The organism is Nocardia sp. NPDC046473 (assembly GCF_040645995.1).
In the GTDB taxonomy this organism is placed as follows: domain Bacteria; phylum Actinomycetota; class Actinomycetes; order Mycobacteriales; family Mycobacteriaceae; genus Nocardia.
Window position 1 is genome coordinate 465238 of sequence record NZ_JBEYZJ010000006.1, and the last position, 16818, is coordinate 482055.

A 16818-nucleotide genomic window follows, 5' to 3' on the forward strand; every position below is an offset into this window, starting at 1 on the left:
CCGAGTGGCCGAAGCGCATGCGCCGCAGGCGCTAGTCTCGGCCACTCGGACGCGAGACGGGCCGCGAACGGCGCTCGATGGCCTCGCGCGTTGTGGTCGCCAACGTCGGTATCGATCAGGTCGAATCGATACCGACAGCCGCGTGTCAGTGCGTGTCGAGCCAGCTGTTGGTGAACTCTTCCTCGTTCTTCAGCACCTCGGTCAGGTGCTCGGCGATCGCGGATTCGATCTTGCCGCCGAACAGCGGGATCTTGACCTCGATGGTGCCGTTGGCAGCGGTGGTCGAGCCCGCGCCGTCCTCCCGCAGCGTGATGGTGCCGCGCACCTCGGCGGGCGCGCCCTCCACGGTGGCCTGGAAGGTGGCCGCATCGCCGTCCCAGGTCTCGACGCGGGGGATGATCAGGTCGCCGGGGCGCACCGCGGTGATCGCGGCGGGCAGCAGCTCGGCGGCGATGGCCTGCACCAGCTGGACGCGGATCTGGTTGCCGTTCACGTCGACCGAGTCGAGCCGGGCGTTCGGCCCGCCGACCTCGGCAACGCGGTCTTTCCAGTACTGGTCGTTCGCGAACGCCGCGCGCACGGCGGCAGCGGGATGCGAGTAGCGGGCCGTGTACGCCAGCGGTGTAGCCATGGTCGGACACGCTACCGTCTGCCTGTGCGAACTTCACGTGTGGTGCCGTCGGATGTGCTGGCCGCCACCGGCGCCCGGATCCGCGAATCGGTGCCGCTGGCCGAGCTGACCACGCTGCGGGTCGGCGGTCCCGCCACGGTCGCCGAATGTGACAGCACCGAAACGCTGGTCGCGACGGTGCGCGCGCTGGATGCCGCGGGCATTCCGGTGCTGCTCATCGCAGGCGGTTCCAACCTGCTGATCAGCGACGAGGGCTTCGACGGCGTGGTGGTGCGGGTGGCGACCGAGGGCGTCGAGCTGAGCGCGGACGGCGTGCTGGCCGAGGCGGGCGCGAACTGGGACGCGGTCGTCGCGGCCACGGTCGCGGCGGGGCTCGGCGGCCTCGAATGCCTGTCCGGAATTCCGGGTTCGGCCGGGGCGACGCCGGTGCAGAACGTCGGCGCGTACGGCGCGGAAGTAGCGAACCTGTTGCGCCGGGTGCGGCTGCTCGATCGCCGCAGCGGTGCGATCCGCTGGGTCGAGCCCGGCGAGCTCGGTTTCGGTTACCGCACCAGCGTGCTCAAGCATCGCGATGACGCCTTGGTGCTCGCGGTCGACTTCGCCCTCGATCCGAGCGGTGCGAGCGCGCCGTTGCGTTACGGCGAGCTCGCCACCACGCTCGGCGCCGACAACGGCGAATCCCGCCCGGCCGCCGAGGTCCGCGATGCCGTGCTGCATTTGCGCGCGGGCAAGGGCATGGTCCTCGACCCCAACGACCATGACACCTGGAGCGCCGGTTCCTTCTTCACCAATCCGGTGGTGCCCGAGGACCGGGTGCCCGAGGTGCGCGCGGCGATCTCGGCGCATGTGGGTGATGTCACGGTGCCGACCTATCCGGCGCCGGACGGCGTCAAATTCTCCGCGGGCTGGCTGATCGAACGGGCCGGTTTCGCCAAGGGTTTTCCCGGTCCCGATGCCCCGGCCCGATTGTCCACGAAACACACGCTTGCGCTGACGAATCGCGGCGGTGCGACCGCCGCGGATCTGGTGGATCTGGCCAGGACGGTGCGCGATGGCGTGGCCGAGCGATTCGGTATCCGGCTCGAGCCCGAACCCGTCACGGTTGATGTCTCACTCTAACCGGGTGAAACGGACACCACACCGTTCGCTAGCCGACCGAACGAGTTTGCCCGCGTAAATTCGATGAGGTGAGCAACCGTCCAGGGATCCGCAGACCGGTTGCCGCCGTGTCGGCCGTGCTGCTCGTCGTGGTCGCCTTGGTGGCCGGATGTAGCAGCGGCAGCGGCGGCAACAACAATCCTCCCCGCGAGCCGGGCCCCGTCGCCAAGGTCACGTTGGCACCGGGCAACGATGCGAAGAAGGTCAACCCGACCACCGCGGCCTCGGTCACCGTCGCCGACGGCACCATCGATCAGGTCGCGCTGACCAACGCCGGCGGTAAGCAGGTCGCGGGCGAATTCGCCCCGGACAAGCGCAGTTACAAGATCACCGAGCCGCTCGGCTACGACGCCACCTACACCTGGTCGGGCACCGCGATCGGCACCGATCGCAAGCCCGTCCCGATCGAGGGCAAGTTCAGCACGCTCGCGCCGAAGAACACCGTCCCGGCGACCGTCAATATCGCCGACAACCAGGAGGTCGGCATCGCCGCGCCGATCATCCTGCAGTTCAAGGCTTCCGTGCAGAACAAGGCCGAGGTGGAGAAGGCGCTCACCATCACCACCGACCCGCCCACCGAGGGCGCGTGGGCCTGGTTCCCCGACGACAACGGCTCCCGATTGCATTGGCGCCCCAAGGATTACTGGGTGCCCGGCACCACCGTGCACGTCTCGGCCAAGCTCTACGGGCTCGATCTCGGCGGTGGCAACTACGGATACACCGATCTGACAACGGATTTCCGCATCGGCCGCAGCCAGATCGTTAAGGCCAACGCGCCGAGCCACCGCATGCAGGTGGTCCAGAACGGCAAGACCATCTTCGATTTCGCGGTGAGCTACGGCGAGGGCAACGAGCCACGCAACGTCACCCGCTCCGGCCTGCACGTGGTCACCGAGAAGCACGAAGACTTCATGATGTCGAATCCGCCCTTCTACACCAACGTTCGCGAGCGCTGGGCCGTACGCATCTCCAACAACGGCGAATTCATCCACGCCAACCCGGAATCGGTGTCCGCCCAAGGGTCTTCGAACGTCACCAACGGCTGCATCAACCTGTCGCCGGGCGACGCCCAGGCGTACTTCCCGACCGCGCTCTACGGCGACCCGGTGGAGGTCACCGGCACCTCCATCCCGCTGTCGGCCGCCGACGGCGACCTCTACGACTGGACCATCGACTGGGCCACCTGGAAGACCATGTCGGCCGAGGACGGCTCCACCTCGGTCGTCTCCGCGACCCCGGTCGCGCCCGGCCCGCCCCGCTAATCTCGATCTCAGCTGGATCGAGGTTCGGAGGGTGATGTGGTGAACCGTCGTGCGGTAGTGCTCGGTCCGGGTGGGGTCGTCGGCACCGCATGGTCACTCGGCGTGGTGGAAGGGTTGCGCCGCAACAGGATCGAGCTGGCCGACGCCGACCTGCTGGTCGGCGCCTCGGCGGGCGCCGACGGCGTGCCGGTGCACCGGGTGGTCACCGCGAGCACGGCGATGCCGGGGATGGCCGCGCCGGTCACCATCGGCGCGCACCGCTACATCGACGGCGCGCCCCGCAACGGCTCGAATGCCGATCTGGCCGAAGGCATGTCGACGTTGATCCTGATCGAACCGCTGGCCCACGTCTTCCCGACGACGGTGCCGTCGAGCGTGCGTCGCGTCGCCCGGATCGTCCCGGACCCGGTCGCGATCGAAACCTTCGGCCCGGATCTCGACGACCGATCCAGCTGGCCCGCGGTATTCGCTGCGGGCCTGCGGCAGGGCAAGGCTGCGGCCGACGAGGTGCGCGCTGTCTGGCAGTGACTAGCGTCGCAGCGACGAATCGAGTTCCGGGTCGTTCTCGACCGCGCGATCGGCCGCCCGCTGGGCGCGCACGGCGTCGTGCCGTTCGGCGAGCAGGTCGCGGATCTCGATGAGCAGTTCGGTCTCGGTGGGCTCGGCCGCCTTGGTGGTGCCGAAGCGGTTCTTGATCGTCTTCATCGGCAGCATCAGCACGAAATACAGCACGGCGGCGACCACGAAGAAGTTGATGAACGCGGTGATGATCGGGCCGATCTGGATGAAGGTCGCCGGTTTGTCCGCGATCAACTGAACGCCGAGGCCGAGCTCGTTCTGGTTGCCGAACACCGCGAGCAAAGGATTCACGACACCTTTGGTCACCGAGGTGACCACTGCGGTGAACGCCGTGCCCATCACAACGGCAACCGCTAGGTCGATGACGTTCCCGCGCATCAGGAACTCTTTGAAGCCTTTGAACATGAGTCGACAACTCCGATCTGAGGTAGACGTCAAAGCCTCAGATGCTAACGGCAGAAGGTAACCGGCGAAGATTCAGCAATCTCGCCGCTAACCTGCTGCGGTCAGTGAGTAATTCGCTTCAGCTATCAGTGCTCAGGTGCGTCGCGCGAAGCGACCCGCGTCGGCCTGGTCACGGGGCTTGACGATGATCTGGTCGAGATTCACGTGCGACGGCCGGGACGCGACGAAGCCGATGATCTCGGCGATGTCCTGCGCCACCAGCGGGTCGATGCCCTCGTAGACCTTGGCGGCACGCTCCTCGTCGCCGCCGAAGCGGACCAGCGAGAACTCGGTTTCCACTGCGCCCGGCGCGATTTCGGTGAGGCGCACCGGCTGGCCGAGCAGTTCGCCGCGCAGTGTGCGGTGCAGCACGGCCTGCGCGTGCTTGGCCGAGGTGTAGCCGGCGCCGTTGTCGTAGGCGACGAAGGCGGCGACCGAGGTGATGGTGACGATGAGGCCGTCGCCGGAGGCGATCAGCTTGGGCAGCAACGCCTTTGTGAGGCGCAGCGTGCCGAGCACGTTGGTCTCCCACATCCAGCGCCAGTCGTCCAGGTCGGCCTCGGCGACCGAGGCCAGGCCCTTCGCGCCACCCGCGTTGTTGACCAGGATGTCGGCGCGCTCGATCGCGTCGGCGAAGGCCTGCACCGACTCGTCCGAGGTCACGTCGAGTTCCAGTGCGGTGCCACCGATTTCGTCGGCGACGCGCTGCAGGCGATCGAGCCTGCGGGCGCCGACGTAAACGTGATAGCCCTGTTCGGCCAGTTCCCGGGCGGTGGCCTCCCCGATGCCGGAGCTGGCTCCGGTGACAACAGCGGTGCGAGTGCTCATGCCAGCTGATCCTAGGTGCAGGCCGTTTGCGGGCAGGGGCGCTGTTGCGGGGATCACCGTTAGCCTGATCGGTATGGCTATTCGGGACGCGGTGAGCGCGGACGGAACGAACATCGTCTACCGAGTGAGCGGCCCCGCCGACGCGCGTCCGCTGGTGTTGTTGCACGGGTGGTCGGCGAATCTGCACTGCTGGGGTAAAGCGGCCGACGACCTCGCCGCGCGCTTCCGGGTCCTCGCCGTCGACCTGCGCGGCCACGGCTATTCCGACGCGCCCGCCGCGGGCTACGACGACCCGAAGAACTGGGCCGCCGATGTCGCGGCCGTGTTGGCCGCGGAAGGCATCGAGACCGGGGCGATCCTGCTCGGCTGGTCCTACGGCGGCATCGTGCTCAGCGACTACCTGACCGCTTACGGCACCGGCGCGATCGCGGGCGCAGTCTTCACCGGTTCGCAAGCCAATATCGGCCGCGACGTCCCCGGCGCGGCCACCGGTGCCGCCATGGCCGCCGCTATGCCCGGTGTCTTCGAGGAGAGCGCGGGTCGCGCGGTGCGCGCGTTCGGCGCCTTCGGCAACGCCAATACCGGGCCCGGCGCGGACAAGGGCGCCGACGCCCAGCGCCTCTTCGGCGCCAGCCTCGCCACCGCGCCCTCGGTGCGCAAGGCGCTGTTCTACCGGACCGTCGACAACACGGAAACCCTTCGCACACTGGACATTCCGGTGCTCGTGCTGCACGGCACCGAAGATCCGGTGGTCCCGATCGATAACGGCCGCTACATCTTCGAGGCCGCACCGGACGCTCGAGCGTCGTTCTGGGAGGGCGCCAAGCACGGTCTGTTCATCGAGGATCGGGCCCGCTTCGTCGCCGAGATCAGCATGTTCGCCGACAGCTTGTAATCCCGCGTCGTCCCAGGTCGGCGTCCCGCGACGGTGTGATCGGGTTCACCGAACCCCTGTGATAGCTCTCACTTGGGAGCGTGACGGTATGGAGGCCGGGAATCCAACGTGCACTATGGATAGTGTGAGTCAACGCCCGGACCTACGGCCGAACCGTGTCGCCGTTTTATCGGTGCATACCTCACCACTGGCTCAACCGGGCACCGGCGACGCGGGCGGCATGAACGTCTATGTGCTGCAAACCGCGCTCCAGCTGGCCCGCCGTGGCACCGAGGTGGAGATCTTCACCAGGGCCACCGCCTCCAATCTGCCGCCCGTGCAAGAGGCGGGCCCCGGCGTGCTGGTGCGCAACGTGGTGGCCGGCCCGTTCGAGGGACTCGACAAACACGACCTGCCCACCCAGCTCTGCCCGTTCACCGCGGAAGTGCTGCGCCAGGAGGCGCGCCACCTGCCCGGCTACTACGACCTCGTGCACTCGCACTACTGGCTGTCCGGCCAGGTCGGCTGGCTGGCCAGGGATCGCTGGCGGGTGCCGCTGGTGCACACCGCGCACACGCTGGCCGCCGTGAAGAACGCCGCGCTCGCCGACGGCGACTGTCCGGAGCCGATGACCCGCGAGATCGGCGAGAAGCAGGTCATCGGCGAAGCGGATCGACTTGTCGCCAACACCGCCGAAGAGGCCCGCCAGCTCGTCGAGCTGTACAGCGCGGAGCCCGAACGCATCGACGTGGTGCCGCCCGGCGCGGACCTGACCCGGTATCAACCGGGCGACAAGGCGGCCGCTCGGGTGGCGCTCGGCTTGGCGGCCGACGAACAGGTCGTCGCGTTCGTCGGGCGGATCCAGCCGTTGAAGGCACCCGACGTGCTGGTGCGTGCCGCGGCCGAGGTGCTCCGCACCGATCCCAACCACAAGCTGCGCGTGCTGATCGTCGGTGGCCCGTCCGGCACCGGCTTGGAACGCCCGGACGCGCTGATCGAGCTCGCCGCCGCACTCGGCATCGCCGACCGCGTCACCTTCCTGCCGCCGCAGCCGCCGGACCGCCTGGTGCTGGTCTATCGCGCCGCCGATCTGGTCGCGGTGCCGAGCTACAACGAATCCTTCGGGCTGGTCGCGATCGAGGCCCAGGCCAGCGGCACCCCGGTGCTCGCCGCCGATGTCGGCGGCCTCGGCACCGCCGTCCGGCACGGCGAAACCGGCCTGCTGGTCCCCGGTCATCGCACGCCGGATTGGGCTGGCGCCCTCGGTTATCTGCTCGATGATCCCGACCGCCTGCGCCGGATGAGTGGCCGCGCGGTCGAGCATGCCGCCAACTTCTCCTGGGAGCACACCGCCGACGGGTTGCTCGCCAGCTACTCCGCCGCACTCGAAGATTTCCGGGCCGAGCGGGCCGGGATCGGCGTCGGCCGGATGAGTGGTGCGTCGCGTGACGACACGCGTGAACGCATTAGCCTGGAATCCAGTCAGGCCAGGTCGCGGGCGCTGTGGCGGCGTCGGATGGGAGCACGTCGGTGAATGAGGTGCAGGCTACCGCTCAGCTGATCGATGAGACCCTGCGTGATCGGGAGATCGAGTACGACCGTTCCGGCGAAGAAGTCTTCGTCGTCATCCTGCCCGGCGAGCGCAAACTGAAGACCACCGTGATGCTTACCGTCGGCAAGCACGGCGTGCGCATCGAGTCGTTCGTCTGCCGCAAGCCGGACGAAAACTTCGAGGGCGTCTACAAATTCCTGCTGCGGCGCAACCGCAGGCTCTACGGCGTCGCCTACACGCTGGACCGGGTCGGCGACATCTATCTGGTCGGTCAGACTGCCACCCACGCCGTCACCGCCGACGAACTCGACCGGCTCTTCGGGCAGATCCTCGAGGCGGTCGACGCGGATTTCAATGTGCTGCTCGAACTCGGCTTCGCCGAATCCATTCGCAAGGAATGGAAGTGGCGCGTCTCGCGCGGTGAATCGCTGAAGAACCTGCGCGCCTTCGAACACCTGGTAGACGCCGCCGACAAGCCGTAAGTTCACTGCGATGACGGTTCTTGCGTTGGATATCGGCGCGACAAAGTTCGCGGCAGGCCTGGTCCACAACGGCCTCGAGGTGCCTGAGGTGCGCCGGGTCGATGTGCCGCCCGAGAACGTGTGGGCGGCCTGCCGTGGGCTGCTGCTCGAGGTGGTGGGAGACACGGCGATCACCGCCATCGGCATCGGCTCGGCCGGACCGGTCGACGTGCGCACCGGCGTCACCGCCCCGCTGAACATCCCCGAATGGAAGTCCGGGTTCGCGATCGTCGCCGCGGTGCAGGAGCTGTTCCCCACGGCGGCAATCCGATTCGCGATCGACGGCGCCTGCCTGGCGCTGGCCGAGCATCATGTCGGCGCGCTGCGCGGGATACCGAACGGGTTGGCGATGACCGTCTCGTCGGGCATCGGCGGCGGGATCATCGCGGACGGCCGAGTCGTCATGGGACGCACCGGCAATGCCGGTCACATCGGTCATATCGTGGTGCCCGGCTGGGACGTGCCCTGCCTGTGCGGTGGCGTCGGCTGTGTCGAGGCGGTCGCCAGCGGCATGTCCTCGGTGCGCTGGGCGGTGCAGCAAGGCTGGCAAGGCAAGACCGGCCTTCAACTGTCCGAGGCCGCGCAGACGGGCGACGAGATCGCCCTCGCGGCGCTGCACCGGGCGGGCACCGCGCTCGGTCAGGCGATCGCCTCGGCCGCCGCGCTGCTCGACGTCGACATCTGCGTCATCGGCGGCGGCTTCGCGCAATCCGGTGAGCCACTGTGGAAGCCGATGCAGGCGGCGCTGGACAAGCACGCGCGCCTCGACTTCACCCGCGAACTGCGCGTCATCCCGTCCCGGATCAGCAACGGCGCCACCCTCGTCGGCGCGGGTGTGCTCGCCGCGGGCGCCGCCACCGGCGAGATCGACCCGAGGCCCTGACCTCGCGGGGAACACTGCGACCCCATTTTCGACACATGGAAGGATGGCCCGCATGACCTACACCCTCGTGCTGCTGCGCCACGGCGAGAGCGAATGGAATGCCCTCAACCTGTTCACCGGCTGGGTGGACGTGCACTTGACCGACAAGGGCATCGCCGAGGGCAAGCGCGCGGGGGAGCTGCTGGCCGAGCACGGCATCCTGCCCGACGTCGTCTACACCTCGCTGCTGCGCCGCGCGATCAGCACCGCCAATATCGCGCTGGACGCGGCCGACCGGCATTGGATCCCGGTGATCCGGGACTGGCGGCTCAACGAGCGGCATTACGGCGCGCTGCAGGGCAAGAACAAGGCCCAGGTGCGGGACAAGTACGGCGACGACCAGTTCATGCTGTGGCGCCGCAGCTACGACACCCCGCCGCCGGCGATCGACCCGGGCGACGAGTACAGCCAGGAGGGCGACCCGCGCTACGCGGGCATCGAGGTCCCGAAGTCCGAATGCCTGCTCGACGTGGTCAAGCGGATGGTCCCGTACTGGGAGGACACCATCTCCAAGGATCTGCTCACCGGTAAGACCGTTTTGGTCGCCGCGCACGGCAACTCGCTGCGGGCGCTGGTCAAGCACCTCGATCAGATCTCCGACGAGGACATCGCCGGTCTGAACATTCCGACCGGCATTCCGCTGCGGTACGAGCTCGACGAGAACCTGCGTCCGGTTCGTCCCCGCGAGTACCTGGATCCGGAAGCGGCCGCCGCCGGCGCCGCCGCTGTCGCCAATCAGGGCGGCAAATAACCTTTACCGACCACCAACGCGCCGCGCTCTGAATTGAGCGCGGCGCGTTGCTGTTTCGGCCCTACTCGCTTGAATTGCCTATGTACCGGCAGGCTTTCGCGATTGCATCGGACCAGCCCCTTTTCCGCTGGGCCCCAGCGTCTCTCACGGTCTCCGCGCACGTGTGTGAGTGACAGATGACAGCGGGCACTCGAATGATTGCAGCGTCGGCGACGGTCTGCCGTCGGGTTGCTCACGCCGGGTGGGCGCGATGCGATCTGCGCCGGCCGGACGTGTTCTCCGACACACTGGTCGACTGGGTGCCAGTGGCGGATGGCTAGTTCGGTCAACTGCACAGTGAGCACTGGTTCTCCCGGCGATCAGCTGACGGCAGGCTTGTTACCTGCGGTTTGGGCGTGGCATGATCGCCGAGGTTGCTGTATGTGAACCTCTATTCGAAAGAAGTACGTGTTACCCCTTGTCATTACCGACAAGTAGGTATGTACACTTTGGTCGTTCGACCAGCCCGAGAGGTAGATCACGACTGATGAAGCACGTGTTGCGCGCAACAGTCGCGGCAGTTGCCGCCGCGATGCTCGTCCCCTTCCTCACCAGCGGCGCTTCCGCCGCGCCCACCCCGACCGGTCCTGACGGCGGCGCCGCGGGCGCCTCCTGGCAAGCGACCCAGGATGGTCCGCAGCAGTACCCGAACATCAACATCCAATGGGACGTCCCCATCACGATGAGTGACGGAACTGTCTTGAAGGGCAACGTCTATCGCCCCGCGGACGCGTCCGGCAGGCCTATCGATACGCCGACGCCGACGGTCGTCAACCTCACGCCGTACACCAAGCTGGTGTCGAACCTGGCCGATCACGCCCAGGCCATCCCCGGCCTGTCCGACGCCCTGTTCGGCCTGCTCCGTCAGATCGACATGAGCGGCACCCCGCTGTCCGGCGTCACCGACCTGACCAAGGGCTTCGCCGGCGGCGAGCTGCGCAACTTCACCGTGGACCGCCAGCTCATCAAGAGCGGCTACTCGCAGGTGGTCGTGGACGTGCGCGGCACCGGCTTCTCCCAGGGCGTCTGGGACATGCTGCGCCAGCGCGAGCAGCAGGACACCGTCGAGGTGATCGACTGGGCCGCCGCGCAGCCGTGGTCCAACGGCCGCATCGGCATGAACGGCATCTCCTACTCCGGCATCAACCAGGTACAGGCCGCTGAGAAGCACCCGGCCGCGCTGCAGGCCATCTTCCCCGTGGTGCCGGGCAGCGACCTGATGAACGACGTGCTCGCACCCGGCGGCGGCTTCGGCTTCAACTTCATCCCGCTCTGGCTGACCGCGATCAACGGACTCAAGCTGGTGCCCGACCTGGCGTCGGTGCTCAACGGACAGTTCGACACCAAGTGGCTGGCCGATCGCGTCCAGGATCCGTTGACGTTCATGGACGTGCTGCTCAACGTCTACACCACCGCGCGCATCGACGACCTGGACCCGCGCGCCAAGGAACTGCTCACCGGCAGCTCGACGCCGCGTGCGGGCTGGCTGAGCGATCCGTCCAAGATCCAGGTGCCGACCTTCGTCACCGGTGGCTGGCACGACCTGTTCACCTACTCGGAATCGAAGATCTACAACGAGATTCCGTTGCCCGCCGGTAAGAAGCAGCTGCTGATGGGCAACACCTACCACGTCAATTCCGGCAACGAGTACGCCAAGCCCGGCCTGCCGCCGCGGCTCGACGTGTTGCAGCGCGCGTGGTTCGACAAGTGGCTCAAGGGCATCGACAACGGCATCGATCAGTACGGTCCGATCACGTTGCGCCAGCAGGGCGGTGGCTGGATCACCACCGACTCGTTCGCCGAGCCGACCGAGAACTCCGGCGCGCAGGAGCCGACGCATCGGCGAATGTACCTGTCCGCCAACCGCAGTGGCACCGCGAACAGTGTGTACGACGGATCGTTGACCGCGGACGCCAACGGCGACACCGCGCGACTCACCGTCGCGCCCGGCCTGACCAGTCTGTGCTCCAACGATGCGGCGCAGGGCAGCGCGGGCATCCTGTCGATCATCGACGGCTGCGCGAAGGACTCGCGGATCGAGGAGTCGAACGGGCTGACCTTCACCAGCAACCCGGTCGCCGAGCCGACCACCGTCTCCGGCCGGATCGCGGTGCGGCTCAACACCGTTCAGGACGCGGCGGACGGCTACTGGGTGACCACGGTCAACGATGTCGCGCCGGACGGGCAGTCCACCGTGCTGTCCTCCGGGCAGGTGATGGCGTCGCTGCGCGAGGTCGACGAGGCCAACAGCAGCAAGTCGGCCAACGGCGACTACACCGATCCGCGGCCGTTCACTTCGCTCGAACACCGGCAGCCGACGGTGCCGGGTGCGGCGACGACCCTGGATATCGCCCTGCCCGCCACCGAGGCGATCCTGCAGCCGGGGCACCGCCTGCGCGTCGACGTCTACGCGGGCAACTTCCCGAAGGGGCTGCCGATCCTGCCGATGCTGCTCGATACCGGGCTGAAACCGCAGCACGTGCAACTGGATCCGGACCGGCCGAGCTTCGTGAATGTGCCGGTGCGCGGAAATCCCGGTTGGTGATTTCGGTCTGAATACCCGAAAGGGCGCCTTTGCTTCGATACTTTCGAGCGCAGGCGCCCTTTCGCATTTCGGGCGTTGTATCAGTTCCGCGCGGCGATATTTGTGAACCTGCACGAGTTTTCGCTGTTCTGCCGCGAATCTGAGACAGTTCCTGCTTCCCTTTCTACGGTTAGAGAGCATCTGTTCCCGAAGAGAGTGGATCCAATGAGGTATGCGCTCCGAACCGCGGCGTTGCTCGTCGCGGCGGTGGCCTTGTCCCCCTTCCTTTCACCCTCGGCCACCGCGACCCCGGTCGGCCCGGACGGCGGCGCCACCGGTGCCGGGTGGGCCGCCACCGAGGACGGGCCGCAGCAATATCCGAACGTCTTCATCGAATGGGACGTGCCGATCATCATGAGCGACGGCACCGTGCTCAAGGGGAACGTCTATCACCCGGCCGATGCTGCGGGACAACCGATTTCGACGCCCACGCCGACCATCGTCAATATGACGCCCTATACCAAATTGGGCTCGATGATCGCCGACAGCATGATCTCGATCCCGTGGCTGTCCGACGCGGTGATGCAGGTGGCGCGCGACGTCGACCTGTCGGGCACCCCGTTCTCCGGCATCACCGATCTGACCAAGGCGCTCGGCGGTGGGCTGCTGCGCAACTTCACCGTGGATCGTCAGTTGATCAAGAGCGGGTACACCCAGGTCGTCGTCGATGTCCGGGGAACCGGCTTCTCCCAAGGTGATTGGGATCTGCTGCGTTATCGGGAACAGCAGGACACGGTCGAGGTGATCGACTGGACCGCGCACCAGCCGTGGTCCACCGGGAACATCGGGATGAACGGCGTCTCCTATTCCGGCCTGAATCAACTGCAGGTAGCCGCGAAGAACCCGCCCGCGCTGAAGGCGATCTTCCCGGTGGTGCCGAGCCGAAATCCGTTCCGCGACTTGGTCGCACCGGGCGGTGCGATCGGCGTCACCTTCATGCCCGCCTGGTTGCTCGCGGTCAACGGCGCGAAGCTGGTGCCGGATCTCGCGGCGGCGGCCCGCGGTCAGTTCGACCTGCAGTGGCTGAAGGATCGGCTGGCCGATCCGTTCACCTTCGTCGACGCCCTGCTGAACGTCCTGGTCACCCCGGAGATCGACCAGCTCGATCCCAAGGTGCAGTCGCTGCTGCAGGCGGACAGCCCGTTCCGGCAGTCGTGGGAGACCGATCCGAGCCGAATCACCGTGCCCACCTTCGTGACCGGCGGCTGGCACGATGTGTTCGTCAACTCGCAGGCCGACGTGTATCGGCAGATTCCGTTGCCGCCCGGGCAGAAACAGCTCTTCGTCGGCGACGGCTACCACATCAGCAACGGCAACGAGTCCGGCCGGCCCGGACTGCCGCCGCGGATGGACGTGCTGCAGCGCGCCTGGTTCGACAAGTGGCTCAAGGGAATCGACAACGGCATCGACCAGTACGGTCCGGTGACGGTGCGCCAGCAGGGCGGCGGCTGGATCACCTCGCCGTCCTTCCCGCAGCCCGGCGTCGACTACCGGCGGATGTACCTGTCCGCGGCGCCCAGTGGGACCGCGACCAGCGTGCACGACGGTTCGCTGTTCGGCGCGCCGAGCCCGGCCGTCGACCAGCTCACCGTCGCGCCCGGCCTGACCGGGGTGTGCTCGCGGGACATGGCGCAGGAGTCGGCGGGCGCGACGTCGATCATCGATGGCTGCAGCAAGGACGCGCGCATCCAGGAACTCGGCGGGCTGACCTTCACCAGCGCACCGGTCGCCGAGCCGACCAGCATTTCCGGCCCGATCGCGGTGCGGCTCAACACGATGCACGACGCGACCGACGGCTACTGGACCGTCACCGTGAATGACGTGGCCCCGGACGGGCAGTCGTCGGTGCTGTCCTCCGGGCAGCTGGTCTCCTCGCTGCGCGCCATCGACGAGGGCCGGAGCACCCGTCTGCCGAACGGCGACTACGCCGAGCCGGTACCGGACCTGTCGCTGGACACCAGGCAGCCCACCGTGCCGGGACAGCCGACGGCGCTGGACATTTCGGTGCCGGGGATCGAAGCGGTGCTGCAACCGGGACACCGGCTGCGCGTCGACGTCTACGCAGGCAACTTTCCGCGCGGCCTGCCGCCGATGCCGCTCCTCGTCGACAGCGGACTGCGTCCGCAACACCTGCTGCTCGACCAGAACCAGCCAAGTTTCGTGAATATCCCGCTACGCGGGAACCCGGGCTGGTAAACCGTAACCCGGTCTGAGCGTGCACTTATCGCGCATCAAAGCTAGAACTCGCGGGGTATGAGCGAATAGTGCACGCTCAGGCGACAGCGTCTTCCGAAAGCACGAACGCCGAATCCGACTGTCCCGCCCGGATCGGCGTCGACGTCTTCGGAAACTCCTGGCTACCGGTCGTCGTCTATCTGCTGCGCGACGGCCCGTTGCGCCCGAGCGACCTGCGCGCGGCGATCGGCGGCAGCAGCCAGAAGATGCTGACCCAGACCCTGCGCCGGATGGAACGGATGACCCTGATCGGCCGGCGCCGCTACGCCGAAGCCCCGCCGCGCGTCGAATACGAGCTGACCGAAGCGGGCCGCGACGCCGAGGACGACGGAAATCCGGCCTCGACCAGCACACACAACGGTGTGGCTTAGACATACCCAACGGCGCGTAAACGGCTGGCTAACAGCGTCAGAAGTGGCCATGACCTGCACGAAACATCGTGTACCCGGAGTTGGATACGTCCTACGCGACCGTACGATTCAAGGGTGAGTGTTCCGCAAGCCGTCCTACTGGCAGTCCTTGCGGCTGTCGTAGGTCTGGCAGTCGGCGGGCTACTTATCCCCTATATGAATGCCAGGCAGCAGGCCCGCAGGCAGGCGGATTCCGGCCTGACGATGTCGCAGGTGCTCGACCTGATCGTGCTCGCCTCCGAGAGCGGCATCGCGGTGGTCGACGAATACCGCGACGTGGTGCTGGTCAACCCGCGCGCCGAGGAACTCGGCCTGGTCCGCAACCGGCTGCTCGACGAGCGCGCCTGGGCCGCGGTGGAGAAGGTCTTGGCCACCGGCGAGTCCGCCGAGTTCGACCTCACCGCGAAGAACCCGGTGCCCGGCCGCGGCCGGATCGCGGTGCGCGGCGTGGCCCGCCAGCTATCGCGCGAAGACACCAACTTCACCGTGCTCTTCGCCGACGACGATTCCGAGCAGGCCCGGATGGAGGCCACCCGGCGCGACTTCGTCGCCAACGTCAGCCACGAGCTCAAGACCCCGGTCGGCGCGATGAGCCTGCTGGCCGAGGCCATGCTCGAATCCGCCGAAGATCCCGAGGCGGTGCGACATTTCGGACAGCGCGTACTCGGTGAGTCCCGGCGGCTCGGCAAAATGGTGACCGAACTCATTGCGCTGTCCCGGTTGCAGGGCGCGGAGAAGCTGCCCGAGCTCGAGGTGGTCGACGTAGACACCGTCGTCATGCAGGCGGTGGACCGTTCGCGCACCGCCGCCGAGGCCGCCGGAATCACCGTCAGTACCGACCGACCAAGTGGGCTCGAAGTGCTCGGCGACGAAACGTTGCTGGTCACAGCCCTATCAAATCTGGTGGAGAACGCGATAGCGTACTCACCGGCCGGCTCCCATGTGTCGGTCAGCCGGTCATTACGTGGCGACCATGTCGCGATGGCCGTGACCGATCGAGGCATCGGCATCGCGAAAGAAGACCAAGAGCGGGTGTTCGAACGCTTCTTCCGATCGGATAAGGCCCGCTCGCGCGCCACCGGCGGTACCGGCCTCGGCCTGGCTATCGTCAAGCACGTGGCAGCCAACCACAACGGTGAGATCACCCTGTGGAGCAAGTTGGGCACCGGTTCGACGTTCACCCTGCGAATACCTGCCCACCACGAGGCCGACGGAGAAGAGGATTCCGCAGGCCCGACGGTGAGCATGAGAGAAACAAGCCCGCGCCCCTCGGGGCCGGGCCGACCCAATGGTGTGGAGGCACGCAGATGACGAGTGTGTTGATCGTCGAGGATGAGGAGTCGCTGGCCGATCCGCTCGCGTTCCTGCTGCGCAAGGAGGGTTTCGAAGTCACCGTTGTCGGTGACGGACCATCCGCGCTCGCCGAGTTCGATCGGTCCGGTGCGGACATCGTGCTGCTCGATCTCATGCTGCCAGGCATGAGCGGCACGGACGTGTGCAAGCAGTTGCGCACCCGCAGCGGCGTGCCGGTGATCATGGTGACGGCAAGGGACAGCGAGATCGACAAGGTGGTCGGGCTGGAGCTCGGCGCCGACGACTACGTGACGAAGCCATACTCGGCGCGCGAGCTGATCGCGCGCATTCGGGCCGTGCTGCGCCGCGGCGCGGGCGACGAGTTGGACGGCACCAATGAGAGCGGCGTGCTGGAAGCGGGCCCCGTCCGGATGGATGTGGACCGCCACACCGTGCTGGTGAACGGCAAGCCGGTGACGTTGCCGCTCAAGGAATTCGACCTGCTCGAATACCTGCTGCGCAACTCCGGCCGGGTCCTCACCCGCGGGCAGCTGATCGATCGCGTCTGGGGCGCCGACTACGTCGGTGACACGAAAACCCTTGACGTGCACGTGAAGCGGCTGCGCTCGAAGATCGAGGCGGACCCGGCCAAGCCGGAACATCTCGTCACGGTCCGCGGGCTGGGCTACAAGTTAGAGGCGTGAGCTAAAGCTCTAGCGGGCCAACGACTGCCGA

General features: G+C 67.3%; 16 protein-coding genes. 13 read left to right on the forward strand and 3 right to left on the reverse strand.

The annotated features are described in order from the left end of the window. Positions 1 to 145: 145 nt before the first annotated feature. Entirely contained in the window at positions 146 to 631 is a 486-nt protein-coding gene (locus tag ABZ942_RS23690; protein WP_357385390.1) for a DUF2505 domain-containing protein, read from the reverse strand. 24 nt (positions 632 to 655) lie between these two features. On the opposite strand from ABZ942_RS23690, the gene ABZ942_RS23695 reads away from it, so the two are divergent. From ABZ942_RS23695 to ABZ942_RS23705, 3 genes are all read left to right on the forward strand, one after another. Continuing rightward, positions 656 to 1750 (forward strand): UDP-N-acetylmuramate dehydrogenase, encoded by a 1095-nt coding sequence (locus ABZ942_RS23695; RefSeq protein ID WP_357385392.1) that lies wholly within the window; start codon positions 656 to 658, stop codon positions 1748 to 1750. 68 nt (positions 1751 to 1818) lie between these two features. Then, positions 1819 to 3051: an Ig-like domain-containing protein gene (locus tag ABZ942_RS23700; RefSeq protein WP_357385393.1), complete on the forward strand. Its 1233-nt coding sequence runs from the start codon at positions 1819 to 1821 to the stop codon at positions 3049 to 3051. Between the two features lie 36 nt (positions 3052 to 3087). Continuing rightward, complete coding sequence (locus ABZ942_RS23705; RefSeq protein WP_357385395.1) at positions 3088 to 3579, forward strand: hypothetical protein; 492 nt, start codon at positions 3088 to 3090, stop codon at positions 3577 to 3579. Here the strand turns inward: ABZ942_RS23705 and mscL are convergent, their stop codons facing one another. Together mscL and ABZ942_RS23715 are read right to left on the reverse strand one after the other, a co-directional pair. Beyond that, on the reverse strand, positions 3580 to 4035 hold the full coding sequence (gene mscL / locus ABZ942_RS23710) for a large conductance mechanosensitive channel protein MscL (RefSeq protein WP_357385397.1): 456 nt from the start codon (positions 4033 to 4035) through the stop codon (positions 3580 to 3582). Between the two features lie 132 nt (positions 4036 to 4167). Further along, positions 4168 to 4902 (reverse strand): SDR family NAD(P)-dependent oxidoreductase, encoded by a 735-nt coding sequence (locus ABZ942_RS23715; protein ID WP_357385399.1) that lies wholly within the window; start codon positions 4900 to 4902, stop codon positions 4168 to 4170. Positions 4903 to 4975: 73 nt separating this feature from the next. Between ABZ942_RS23715 and ABZ942_RS23720 the strand changes: the two genes are divergently transcribed. From ABZ942_RS23720 to ABZ942_RS23765, 10 genes are all read left to right on the forward strand, one after another. Continuing rightward, positions 4976 to 5797, forward strand: a complete 822-nt coding sequence (locus tag ABZ942_RS23720) for an alpha/beta hydrolase (protein WP_357385401.1) — start codon at positions 4976 to 4978, stop codon at positions 5795 to 5797. Positions 5798 to 5912: 115 nt separating this feature from the next. After that, positions 5913 to 7310, forward strand: a complete 1398-nt coding sequence (gene mshA / locus ABZ942_RS23725) for a D-inositol-3-phosphate glycosyltransferase (RefSeq protein ID WP_357385403.1) — start codon at positions 5913 to 5915, stop codon at positions 7308 to 7310. Between the two features lie 5 nt (positions 7311 to 7315). After that, positions 7316 to 7810: a YbjN domain-containing protein gene (locus tag ABZ942_RS23730; RefSeq protein ID WP_357385882.1), complete on the forward strand. Its 495-nt coding sequence runs from the start codon at positions 7316 to 7318 to the stop codon at positions 7808 to 7810. Positions 7811 to 7820: 10 nt separating this feature from the next. Next, a complete protein-coding gene (locus ABZ942_RS23735; RefSeq protein ID WP_357385405.1) occupies positions 7821 to 8732 on the forward strand; it encodes an ROK family protein in 912 nt (303 codons plus the stop codon). Between the two features lie 52 nt (positions 8733 to 8784). Beyond that, positions 8785 to 9522 carry a phosphoglyceromutase gene (locus ABZ942_RS23740; protein ID WP_357385407.1) on the forward strand — a complete coding sequence of 246 codons (738 nt, stop codon included), beginning with the start codon at positions 8785 to 8787 and terminating at the stop codon, positions 9520 to 9522. 526 nt (positions 9523 to 10048) lie between these two features. Then, complete coding sequence (locus tag ABZ942_RS23745) at positions 10049 to 12106, forward strand: CocE/NonD family hydrolase (RefSeq protein ID WP_357385410.1); 2058 nt, start codon at positions 10049 to 10051, stop codon at positions 12104 to 12106. Between the two features lie 204 nt (positions 12107 to 12310). Next, a complete protein-coding gene (locus ABZ942_RS23750) occupies positions 12311 to 14341 on the forward strand; it encodes a CocE/NonD family hydrolase (RefSeq protein ID WP_357385412.1) in 2031 nt (676 codons plus the stop codon). Positions 14342 to 14409: 68 nt separating this feature from the next. After that, positions 14410 to 14751 carry a helix-turn-helix domain-containing protein gene (locus tag ABZ942_RS23755; protein ID WP_357385414.1) on the forward strand — a complete coding sequence of 114 codons (342 nt, stop codon included), beginning with the start codon at positions 14410 to 14412 and terminating at the stop codon, positions 14749 to 14751. 114 nt (positions 14752 to 14865) lie between these two features. After that, positions 14866 to 16101, forward strand: a complete 1236-nt coding sequence (locus tag ABZ942_RS23760; RefSeq protein WP_135233643.1) for an ATP-binding protein — start codon at positions 14866 to 14868, stop codon at positions 16099 to 16101. Next, positions 16098 to 16787 carry a response regulator transcription factor gene (locus ABZ942_RS23765; protein ID WP_069160635.1) on the forward strand — a complete coding sequence of 230 codons (690 nt, stop codon included), beginning with the start codon at positions 16098 to 16100 and terminating at the stop codon, positions 16785 to 16787. Before ABZ942_RS23760 ends, ABZ942_RS23765 begins: the two co-directional genes overlap by 4 nt. Positions 16788 to 16818 lie beyond the last annotated feature (31 nt).

Excerpts from the sequence above, each read along its gene's own strand:
- ABZ942_RS23690 (WP_357385390.1), bottom strand. The coding sequence starts at position 631 with ATGGCTACACCGCTGGCGTACACGGCCCGCTACTCGCATCCCGCTGCC.
- mscL (WP_357385397.1), bottom strand. The coding sequence starts at position 4,035 with ATGTTCAAAGGCTTCAAAGAGTTCCTGATGCGCGGGAACGTCATCGAC.
- ABZ942_RS23715 (WP_357385399.1), bottom strand. The coding sequence starts at position 4,902 with ATGAGCACTCGCACCGCTGTTGTCACCGGAGCCAGCTCCGGCATCGGG.
- ABZ942_RS23720 (WP_357385401.1), top strand. The coding sequence starts at position 4,976 with ATGGCTATTCGGGACGCGGTGAGCGCGGACGGAACGAACATCGTCTAC.
- mshA (WP_357385403.1), top strand. The coding sequence starts at position 5,913 with ATGGATAGTGTGAGTCAACGCCCGGACCTACGGCCGAACCGTGTCGCC.
- ABZ942_RS23735 (WP_357385405.1), top strand. The coding sequence starts at position 7,821 with ATGACGGTTCTTGCGTTGGATATCGGCGCGACAAAGTTCGCGGCAGGC.
- ABZ942_RS23740 (WP_357385407.1), top strand. The coding sequence starts at position 8,785 with ATGACCTACACCCTCGTGCTGCTGCGCCACGGCGAGAGCGAATGGAAT.
- ABZ942_RS23745 (WP_357385410.1), top strand. The coding sequence starts at position 10,049 with ATGAAGCACGTGTTGCGCGCAACAGTCGCGGCAGTTGCCGCCGCGATG.
- ABZ942_RS23750 (WP_357385412.1), top strand. The coding sequence starts at position 12,311 with ATGAGGTATGCGCTCCGAACCGCGGCGTTGCTCGTCGCGGCGGTGGCC.
- ABZ942_RS23765 (WP_069160635.1), top strand. The coding sequence starts at position 16,098 with ATGACGAGTGTGTTGATCGTCGAGGATGAGGAGTCGCTGGCCGATCCG.